Annotated in this window: 9 protein-coding genes; 4 read left to right on the forward strand and 5 right to left on the reverse strand. The window is 72.5% G+C overall.

All coding sequences use genetic code 11. From position 1 onward, the window contains the following. Together CCN33_RS24200 and CCN33_RS24205 are read right to left on the reverse strand one after the other, a co-directional pair. A partial coding sequence (locus CCN33_RS24200; RefSeq protein WP_425275865.1) for a GNAT family N-acetyltransferase occupies positions 1-1084 on the reverse strand: 1084 nt, incomplete at its 3' end. A gap of 28 nt (positions 1085-1112) precedes the next feature. Then, entirely contained in the window at positions 1113-1766 is a 654-nt protein-coding gene (locus tag CCN33_RS24205) for an HD domain-containing protein (RefSeq protein ID WP_086695609.1), read from the reverse strand. An 81-nt stretch (positions 1767-1847) separates the two neighbouring features. Here CCN33_RS24205 and CCN33_RS24210 point away from each other — a divergent pair, with 81 nt between their 5' ends. Both CCN33_RS24210 and CCN33_RS24215 read left to right on the forward strand, forming a co-directional pair. Further along, a complete protein-coding gene (locus CCN33_RS24210; protein ID WP_086695610.1) occupies positions 1848-2540 on the forward strand; it encodes a copper homeostasis protein CutC in 693 nt (230 codons plus the stop codon). A gap of 77 nt (positions 2541-2617) precedes the next feature. After that, positions 2618-3274, forward strand: coding sequence for a DUF5701 family protein (locus CCN33_RS24215; RefSeq protein WP_086695611.1), 657 nt, complete (start codon positions 2618-2620; stop codon positions 3272-3274). Between the two features lie 158 nt (positions 3275-3432). Here CCN33_RS24215 and CCN33_RS24220 read toward each other — a convergent pair whose 3' ends face one another. Next, complete coding sequence (locus CCN33_RS24220; RefSeq protein WP_086695612.1) at positions 3433-5559, reverse strand: HelD family protein; 2127 nt, start codon at positions 5557-5559, stop codon at positions 3433-3435. Between the two features lie 250 nt (positions 5560-5809). On the opposite strand from CCN33_RS24220, the gene CCN33_RS24225 reads away from it, so the two are divergent. Beyond that, positions 5810-7078, forward strand: coding sequence for a hypothetical protein (locus CCN33_RS24225; RefSeq protein WP_140394647.1), 1269 nt, complete (start codon positions 5810-5812; stop codon positions 7076-7078). A 130-nt stretch (positions 7079-7208) separates the two neighbouring features. After that, on the forward strand, positions 7209-7415 hold the full coding sequence (locus tag CCN33_RS24230) for a hypothetical protein (protein WP_086695614.1): 207 nt from the start codon (positions 7209-7211) through the stop codon (positions 7413-7415). A gap of 7 nt (positions 7416-7422) precedes the next feature. Here CCN33_RS24230 and CCN33_RS24235 read toward each other — a convergent pair whose 3' ends face one another. Together CCN33_RS24235 and CCN33_RS24240 are read right to left on the reverse strand one after the other, a co-directional pair. Beyond that, positions 7423-9078, reverse strand: a complete 1656-nt coding sequence (locus tag CCN33_RS24235; RefSeq protein WP_086695615.1) for a DNA repair helicase XPB — start codon at positions 9076-9078, stop codon at positions 7423-7425. A gap of 82 nt (positions 9079-9160) precedes the next feature. Continuing rightward, on the reverse strand, positions 9161-10269 hold a 1109-nt coding region (locus tag CCN33_RS24240), incomplete at its 5' end, for a helicase C-terminal domain-containing protein (RefSeq protein WP_140394648.1).

Below are 10269 nucleotides of genomic sequence, written 5' to 3' on the forward strand. Positions count from 1 at the left end.
GGCGTAGGCCGGTCTCCGTGTCGTGTTCCGTGCGGGCCGCCTCCTCCTGTTCCGTGTTCGCCCGGTGGAAGCCGGCGCGGGCGAGGACGCGTTCGGAGGCGGGGTTGTCGGGGTGGACGGTGGCCATGATCTGGTGGACGTCGTCGCGGGCGACGGCCCATTCCGTCAGGGCGCGGAGCGCCTCTGTCGCATAGCCCTGGCCGCGGGCCTCGGGGACGAGGTCGTAGCCGATTTCGACGCGGCCCTCGGAGTCGGGGGTGCCGTGGAAGCCGATGCCGCCGACGGCCAGGCCGTCCTCGGTGCGGATCAGGGTGAAGACGCCGAACTCGGGGCTGTGGACGCCCGCTTCGTATGCCTTGACCAGGAAGCCGGCGGCCTCGCGGGTGCCCTCGTAGGGGGCGCCGCCGAGCCAGGTGAAGCCGCCGTCGCCGCCGAGGCGCAGGTCGCGGGCGGCGGCCGGGCGCAGACCGGTGAGGGTGAGGCGGTCGGCCGGGATGACGAGGTTGTTGCGCCAGCGCCAGCTGTCCACCGCCGGGCGGCCCGCCAGCTCCCCCCGGCCGGTGGCCCACAGCAGGGTCGGCCAGGCTTCCGGGCCCGGCTGTACGTGCGGGAAGATGGAGGTCAGCACACCTTCGGCGAGGCTATCGGCGGGCGTGTACTCCAGCCCGAGGCCCTGGGCCATGTCGTAGGTGTGCAGCAGCACTTCGGCCACGCCCATCGCCGCGAAGCCCTCGCGGTCGGCGCTGCGGAAGGGGTACGGGTGGAAGGCCCGGTCGCCGGGCGGGGCGGTGTTCACCGCGGCGGCCAGCAGGGCGCCGGTGGTCTCCAGGACGTGCAGCAGGCCGTCGTTGCCGGTGCCGTCCTCCAGACGCATCTCGAAGGGTACGTAGGCGTCCCGCGCGTGGCCGACGAGGTTGCCGGCGTAGGCGAGGAGGCACTCGGCGACGTGCAGGGCGGTGACGTGGCAGTCCCACTCCACACCGCCGGCGCGGACAGCCGTCCAGTCGCGGTCGACGGCCGCGCGCAGCGTCGTCACGCAGCCGCGCACGGCCTCGGTCACCTGGTCCCCGCTCATCGCTCGCATGGACGGCACCCTAGGGGTGAGCCCCGAGTCAGGGCGACAGCATTTCCAGCTCTCCCGCGAGGTTCCAGCGGGCGGTCGCCTCCCAGTGCTCCGACCCGTAGGGGGTGTGGAACAGCCTCGGCAGGTCCAGGAGTTGGCGCAGTACCGCCGAACGGCCCTCATGGAAGGCGTCGTTGGGCACGAAGTGGTACTCCTCGCGGATCTCGGCCGTGTAGGCGGCGTACGCGGACGGCGCCGCAGCCAGGATCGCCAGGTCGGCGTCGCACAGCACCTGCCCGTTCCGGTCGCCCTCGGCCGGGTCGTGGCCCACGGTGAGCCGCACCAGCCGGGCCACCTCCGCGACCTTCGCCGCCGGCACCCCGGCCTCGGTCAGGGCCCGCTCGGCCAGCCGCGCGGAGCGCTCCTCGTTCTCCGACCGGTCCGGCAGGTACACCGCGTCGTGGAACCAGGCCGCCAGCCGTACGAGGTCGGGGTCGTCGGCGTACTCCGCCAGCGCGTCGACCCGGTCGAGGACCGCCGTGAGGTGGGCGAGCGTGTGATAGCGCCGCTGCGGCTCCTCCCAGCGGGCGATCAGGTTCCCGGCGTACGGGGCGGGGTCCGGGCCCCCGCCGGGCGCGCGGGCGGCTTCGAGGGCGCGGGCGAAGCGGAGCCCGAGGTCTGCTGCGGTGTCTGCGTCGGCCATGCGTCCATTGTTCCGGTGATCGGGGGCGGGGCGTACCCTGGAATTGGACTAGACCTGTAGCCGCGTCGGAATTGGGGTGCCATGAGCAAGCGTGCGGTCCTGGAGGTGATCGCTCTCGGGGTCGACGACGCGGTCGCCGCCCAGGCGGGAGGCGCGGACCGGCTGGAACTGGTCACCGACATGGCGGCGGACGGGCTCAGCCCCGACCCCGCCGTGGTGGCCGCCATCCGCGCCGCCGTCACGATCGACCTGCGCGTGATGCTGCGGCTGTCGGACGGGTTCGCGGCGGGCGACCTCGGCCGGCTGACCGGCACGGCCGCCGAACTGCGGGCGGCGGGCGCCGACCAGTTCGTCCTCGGCTTCCTCGACCCGGACGGGGACGTGGACCTCGCGGCGGTCGAACGGGTCGTCGACGCGCTGGACGGCTGCCCCTGGACCTTCCACCGGGCGATCGACCGCGCCGCCGACCGCGACGCGCTGCGCAAGCGGCTCAGCGGACTGCCGGGCCTGGACACCTTCCTCACCGCGGGCGCGGCGACGGGTGTGGACGAGGGTCTGGACACGCTGACCGCCGAGGCCGCGCACACCGGCACGCCGGGATACGAGCCGCGCATCATGGTCGGCGGGGGGCTCCGGCTGGAGCACGTGCCGGAGTTGCGGTCGGCCGGTATCGACGCCTTCCACATCGGTGGCGCGGCCCGGCCGCAGGGGTGGGCCGGCCCGGTGTGCGCCGACGCCGTCGGGGTGTGGCGGGGAATGCTCGACGGGGAGTAGCCGGTCCTGCCGGGAATGTTCCGGGCGGGCGGTTCGTTGGGCCTGCGCCCGTGCACACCGCTGTCGTTGGGAGCATCGTGTCCGAGACCACGCAGACCACGCAGACCTTCACCCCCCTGAGTACACAGGCCGAGCGGCTGATCGAGCTGGGGGTGCACGAGATCGCGGGACTGCCGGCCGCCGAGGTCCGGGCGGCGGCGCAGGGGGCCGGGGACGGCGACTTCCTCCTCGCCGTCCGTCCCGACCTCGCCCCCGCCTCCGTACTCGCGCCGCTGCTCCGGCGGCGGGACAGGGCCGGGTTCGTCGTCACCGACATGACCGACGTCGACCTCTTCGCGCCGCTCGACACCATCGGCCTGCCGGACACCCCGCTGTACCTGGTCAGCGGGGTCGACCGGGGCGACGACATGGCCAACTGGAGCCCGGACGAGGCACTTTTGGCGCTCACCGCCGCGTCCCGCACGCCGCTGCTGCTGACCGAGGGCATTCACTGGGTGCTCCAGCGGCCGGACGTGCTGGAGCGCAATCACTGCTTCATGACCATCGGCTCCCGGCTGCGCAAACCGAACGGCACGCTGGACGCCCGCACCCCCGCGCTCTGGATCAGCAACGGCACCGGCCGGGACGGACGCGAGCGACGCGACGCCCCCAAGGTCGGCTGGTGCTGGGCCGGCAACCGGCACACCTGGCTGGGCTTCGCGTCGGGCGAGGAACGCAGGGGGCTGGAGCCGTAGGGGCGGCTCGGGGCGCGTGATCCCTTGGCGGACGTGGAGGAGACGCGTACCGCGCCGGGACCGGATCGCGGCCTGCGAGGCCCCTTCCGTAGCCGTGGCGGCGGGACGCTCGACAGAGGCCCCGGCGCCGGGACATGGCAGGGGACGGGCTCAGCGCTCTACCCGGCCGCTCCGCCCGTGAGCTGGTCGGGCAGTGGGCCGGTGTGTGCCACGATCAGCCCCGACACCGCCCGGGTCAGTGCCACGTACAGCCGTCGCAGGCCCGTGCGTTCGTCGGGCTCGCCGTCCACCACGGCCCGCGGCTCGTCCAGGACCACGTAGTCGTACTCCAGGCCCTTGGCGAGCGAGGCCGGGACCAGGGTCAGCCGGGTCTCCTCGGTGGTCTCCTCGCCGGGCGCGAGGAAACCGATCCCGGCCGCCGTCAGGGCCTCGGCGAGGGCGGGCACGCGGGCGTCGGCGGCGATCAGACCGGTCGAGCCCTCGTTGCGCAGCAACTCCTCGCAGGCGGAGACCACTTCGGCTACTCCGTCGACCGCGCGCACCTCGAAGAAGCCGGGGTTCTCACGGACGGAGGCGACCGGGGTGAGGCCGGGCGCGATGTGGGGGAGCAGCCGGGAGGCGTAGGTGATCACGTCCGTGGGGACGCGGAAACCCGCCGTCAGCTCCTCGATCACGCCCTCGCTCTTGCCGAGGTGCGCCAGTGCCTCGTCCCAACTCCGGGTCGCCCACGGGGTGGTGCCCTGGGCGAGGTCACCGAGGACGGTCGCGCTGCCGGTGGTGCAGCGGCGACCGACCGCGCGGTACTGCATGGGCGAGAGGTCCTGCGCCTCGTCCAGCACGACATGGCCCAGCGAGTGCGTGCGCTGGATCAGGTCGGCCGCCTCGTCGATCAGCACCGCGTCGGCGGAGGACCACTTGGCCGACTTCACGCTCCGCACCGGCTTGGCCCAGAGCACGGCCTTCTGCTCCTCCTCGTCCAGGATTCCGGCCGCGTGCTCGGCGAGGAACTCCCCGTCGGACAGCAGCCGCAGCACCAGCTTGGCCGGATCGGCGGGCGGCCAGACGGCCTTCACGACGGCCTTGACCGCGCTGTTGCGGGCGACCGCGTCCTGCACCCGGTCGTCCGGCGCCTCCCCGGCCCGCTCCATCTGCACCAGCACCGCGTGCGCGATCCGCTGCGGCAACGCCTCGCGCGCGGCGCCGTACCGGATCTCGCGCCCCAGCAACTCGCGCGCGATCTCCTCCAGTTCGTACGCCGGGACCCGCCAGCGGCGCGAGCCGCGCACCACCATGACCGGCTCGGTCGGCATCGTGACCTGCGCGTACAGCGCCCGGCGCAGCACCTCGGCCATCCGGGCGTCGCCCTTGAGCACGGCGGCCCGCGCCTCGTCCGTGCCGCGCACCTCGACCTGGGCCACGAGATCGTCCACGGTGGCCTGCTGCACGCTCAACTCACCGAGTGCGGGCAGCACTTGCTCGATGTAGTGAAGGAAGGACCGGTTCGGCCCGATGACCAGGGTGCCGGTGCGGGCGAGCCGTTCCCGGTGCGCGTAGAGCAGATAGGCGACCCGGTGCAGACCGACCGCCGTCTTGCCCGTACCGGGGCCACCCTGCACACACACCGTGCCGCCGAGCCCGCTGCGGACGATCTCGTCCTGCTCCGGCTGGATGGTGGCGACGATGTCCCGCATAGGGCCGACGCGCGGCCGCTCGATCTCCTGCTGGAGCAGCTTGCTGGTGGCCGCCGTCTCCGAGGGGTCCGACAGGTGCTCGTCCTCGTACGCGGTCAGCTCGCCGCCGGTGTAGCCGAAGCGGCGGCGCAGCCCGACGTCCATCGGGTCCTTCTTGGACGCCCGGTAGAACGGCTGCGACACCGGGGCGCGCCAGTCGATCACCATGGGGTCGCCGTCCGCGTCGTGCACATGCCGGCGCCCGATGTAGAACCGCCCACCCGTCTCCCATCGCCGCCCTTGCGAGGAAGGCGCTTCGCGCCTCTCTGATTCCTCGGCCCCCTCGGCCCGCTCCGCCCCCGGCGCGTGCAGGTAGTCGAGCCGGCCGAAGAACAGCGGGGTGTCGCTGAGGTCGGCCAGCGCCTTGATCCGTTCGTCGATCTGGCGGGTCAGCACCTGTGCGTTGACCCAGTTCGCGGCGACGTCCTTGATGTCCAGCGCCTCCACGTCCTCCCGCATGGCGCGCAGGGCGGCCCGTGAGTCGGCCAGGTGGGTGCGTTCGCGGGTCAGGGGGGCGCGGGGGTCGTCGAGCGGGTCGGGCGCGGTCGCGGACAAGGGAGTGCCTCCGGTGGTACCTGCTGCGTGGTCACGGGGCCGGATACGGCCTTGAAGGGTGCCGTCCGGTTACCGGCCGGGCGGCGGCACTCCGAGGGGAGGCGGGCAAGAGCGGAGATTGTAGGCGCGGCGGGCGGGCCGGGGCCAATGAATATCCGGGCGCGTCCGAATCCCGCCCGGACCCGCTCCCAAGTCGAACGCCCGTGCTTGTGCCGCTGATCATGTAGGACATACGTTCGCCGCCATGTCCATGACGCGCAGAAGTATCCTCCGGGGAATCGCCGCCGCACCGTTCGTCGGAGCGGCCGGGGCCGTCCTCGCCCCCTCCGTCGCGCACGCCGCGACCATCGACCCGGCGCAGTTCGCCCTCACCACCCGTACGGGCAACTCCTACGGCGAGTTCGCCGACCTGAACGCGGGCCTGGCGGCCAAGCTCACCACGGTGGACGCGACCGCCGTCCTCGCCGACACCAACCGCAAGGCCACCCGCCTGACCAGCACGCCGGGCACGTCCCAGGCGTTCGCGGCCGGCTTCACCTGGGACAGCGGCGACCAGGCCGTCGACTACTGGATTCCGCAGGGCGTCACCACCAGCGCCGACGCCTACGGCAACGGTGTCTACCCCGACGGCGGCAGCAACAAGGCCGTCCTGGTCTCCTGGTACTTCGAGACCGACCCGGACGACGACGGCACCGACAACTACCCCCTCGACAAGGGCCTGCGGCTCACCTTCGTCAACCACAACTCCGCCTCCGCGCCCACCTACCGCCACGTCCTGCTGGTCGAGCCGGTGAAGACGGCCGGCGGCGAGTTCTCCTTCAACCCCATACGCAAGCACGCCGGCGGCATCCTCTGGTACGGCAACCTGCTGTACGTGGTCGACACCTACAAGGGCCTCCGGGTCTTCGACCTCAACACCCTCTTCCAGGTCGACACCACCCAGACCGACTCCTGCGGCCTGGTCGACGGCACCTACTACGGCTACGGCTACTCGTACGTGCTCCCGCAGAGCGGCGCGTACGACAACACCGGCAAGTACCTGCGCTACTCGGCGATCGGCCTCGACCGCGCCAGCACCCCCGACAGTCTGGTGGTGAGCGAGTACTCCGAGGATGGCGCGGTCGACTACTCGGGCACCTCGTGGACCGGTACGGGCGCGCCCACGACCACGCCGAAGGTCGTGCGCTGGAACCTCGACTACACCAACCGCTCGCTGTCCTCGGGCACGCCGAGCGAGGCGGTCACGGTCGCCCAGAAGAAGATCCAGGGCATCGTCTCCCGCAACAGCAAGCACTATCTCTCGGTCAGCAACGGCCCCTCCGGCGCGGGCGCGCTGCGCACCTTCACGTCGGGCGCCGCGACCGCGAGCACGGTGTGCAACCTGGCCATCGGCTGCGAGGACCTCAGCTACCACACCAGCGGCGCCTCGGGCTGGTCGTTCGCCGAGTCGGTGATCTGGAACCTGAGCGAGTACGCGGGGAAGCGGTACGTCTACGCCGTGCACGCGGACGGGTCCTGAGCCCATACCCCTAGGGGGTCCGGGCGGCGGCGTCTAGGGGCGGGCTCCACCCACGGGTGCAGAGGGATCGCTTTGAGAACCGGCCCGTGGGTGTATTCCGGACTTATGCCGGAAGTCTCACCATGGAGACATGAGCGCAGCAACCCTTCACCCCGCCCCGTCCCGTCCGTCCGGAGCCTCCGCGGTGGCCGGCCGCGACCACCGCCACCTCCTGGGCGAGGCCCTGCGCGCGATCAAGGTCTACGCGCAGGCCGCCTTCGGCGTGGTCATACTCGGCGAGTACGGCGAGGAGGCGGGCGTCCACCGCAGATACGGGGACGCCCTCGGGGACCCGTAGCCGGGTCCTAGTTCTCCTTCGTGCCCTCCGCGAGGATCTCGTCGGCGTCGACGATCCGGTAGGCGTACCCCTGTTCCGCGAGGAAGCGCTGGCGGTGGGCCGCGAAGTCCTGGTCGATCGTGTCGCGGGCGACGACCGAGTAGAAGTGCGCCCGGTGGCCGTCCGCCTTGGGCCGCAGCACCCGGCCGAGCCGCTGGGCCTCCTCCTGCCGCGAGCCGAAGGTGCCGGACACCTGGACGGCGACGGTGGCCTCGGGCAGGTCGATGGAGAAGTTGGCGACCTTGGAGACGACCAGCACGCTGATCTCGCCCTCGCGGAAGGCGTCGAAGAGCTTCTCCCGCTGCGCGTTGGAGGTCTCGCCCTTGATCACTGGCGCGTTCAGGTGCTCGCCCAGCTCGTCCAGCTGGTCGATGTACTGGCCGATCACGAGAACCTGCTGCCCGGCGAACCGGCGCACGATCGCCTCCGTGACCTTCCGCTTGGTCGCGGTGGTGGCACAGAAGCGGTACTTGTCCTCGGTCTCGGCGGTGGCGTAGGCGAGCCGCTCGGAGTCGGTGAGGTTCACCCGGACCTCGACGCAGTCGGCGGGCGCGATGTAGCCCTGCGCCTCGATCTCCTTCCACGGCGCGTCGAACCGCTTGGGCCCGATCAGGGAGAACACATCGGACTCGCGGCCGTCCTCGCGCACCAGGGTCGCGGTCAGACCGAGGCGGCGGCGGGCCTGGAGATCGGCGGTGAACTTGAAGACGGGAGCGGGCAGCAGATGGACCTCGTCGTAGACGATCAGACCCCAGTCACGGGAGTCGAAGAGTTCGAGGTGCGGGTAGACACCCTTCCGGCGGGTGGTCAGCACCTGATAGGTCGCGATGGTGACCGGCCGGATCTCCTTCTTGGTGCCGCTGTACTCGCCGATCTCGTCCTCGGTCAGCGAGGTCCGCTTCACCAGCTCGTGCTTCCACTGCCGGGCGGAGACCGTGTTGGTGACCAGGATCAGCGTGGTCGACCCGGCCTGCGCCATAGCCCCGGCGCCGACCAGCGTCTTGCCCGCCCCGCAGGGCAGCACCACGACACCGCTGCCGCCGTGCCAGAAGTTCTCCACGGCCTGCTTCTGGTAGGGACGCAGCGCCCAGCCGTCCTCGCGCAGGTCGATCGGGTGCGCCTCGCCGTCCACGTATCCGGCGAGGTCCTCGGCGGGCCAGCCCAGCTTGAGCAGGGTCTGCTTGATCTGCCCCCGCTCGGAGGGGTGCACGGCGACGGTGTCCGGGTCGATCCGGTTGCCGACCAGCGGCGTGACCCGCTTGGAGCGCAGGATCTCCTCCAGCACCGGCCGGTCGGTGGTGGTGAGCACCAGCCCGTGCGCCGGGTGCTTGCTCAGGGTGAGCCGGCCGTACCGGTCCATGGTCTCGGCGATGTCGACCAGCAGGGCGTGCGGCACCGGATACCGGCTGTACTGCACCAGGGCGTCGACGACCTGCTCGGCGTCGTGCCCGGCGGCCCGCGCGTTCCACAGGCCGAGCGGGGTGAGCCGGTAGGTGTGGATGTGCTCCGGGGCCCGTTCCAGCTCCGCGAAGGGCGCGATGGCCCGACGGCATTCGTCGGCCCGCTCGTGGTCGACTTCCAGGAGCAGGGTCTTGTCGGACTGGACGATCAGCGGACCGTTCACGTGTGCCATCCTTCCGCGCGGCCAAACCTCCAGTGTGCCTGATGCGCGCGTGATACGGGGGCCTACGGGCTGCTCCTCGGGCTCAGTCCTCCGCCAGCTCGGCCACCCCGGTGATCCGGTGCAGGGGGTAGGTGCGGACCTCGTCGGCGGTGTGGTCGTAGGCGGTGACGAAGCCGCCCTCGACGCGGATGGGGGCGACGACGCGCTGGCTGGCGGCGCCGTCGGCGTTGACGTAGCCGATCCACACGGCCTCGCCGGTCATGACGGCCGCCTGCAGGGTGGCCAGGGTGTCGGCGGGGCTGGTGCGGGGGAGTTCGCCGCCTGCTGGCTGGGGGCCGGGCGCCTTCAGCGGGGTGGTGGCGGCCAGGTCGCCGGCCCGGATGGCGCGGACGGCGGCCGTCAGCAGCACGCTGTCCGGGGCGGGCGGGCCCTCCGGCACCGGCTCGGGCGCGGTGCGCGGCGGAGTGCGGTGGGCGTCGGCGCGGGTGATCAGTACATCACCCTGGGCGGACTCGGCGGCGGGCGCGTAGCCCAGCGAGCGCAGGCCCTCCAGCAGGGTCGCCGGGTCGCAGGGCGCGGCCAGCACGGTCGGGGCGAGGCGGCGCAGCCGCAGGGCGGCGGCCCGCTTGTCGGCGATGATCTCGTTCAGCACCGAGTCGTCGTCGCAGCGGACGTACGACGAGGCGACGCCCACCCGGAGGTGACCGTGCCTGCGGGCCACGTCGTCGATGAGATACGTGAGCGGCTGCGGCACCGGGGTGCGGGAGTGCTGGGCGAGGAAGGCGTGCAGGTCGGCGGCGGTCTGCCCCGCGTCCAGGGCCCGGCGGACGGAGGCGGGGGTGAACCGGTACACGGTCGCGCCGCCCTTGGACTCCACGTCCGCGAGCACCCCGAGCATCTCGGCCAGGGGGCGCAGCAGCGGGCCGGGGGCCACCGCGGTCAGGTCGGCCTGGAGCAGGACGTGGTCCAGGGGTTCGGGGAGGAGGGGGGCGAGGAGACCGACGGCGATGGCCGTGTGCTGTTCGGCGGAGGAGAGAGGGGTGCCGTCCGGCTCGGGGGCCGCGCCCAGCAGGGCCCGGCCATGGCTGGAGAGGGCGCCCCGGCCGGTGACGCCGAGGAGTTCCGCCTCGCTGAGCGTCCAGCGGGCCAGCCGGACACGGAGGTCCTCGGTGCCGTCGCGCTGGGGGGTGC

Source organism: Streptomyces recifensis, from assembly GCF_002154615.1.
Classification (GTDB): Bacteria; Actinomycetota; Actinomycetes; order Streptomycetales; family Streptomycetaceae; genus Streptomyces; species Streptomyces griseoluteus.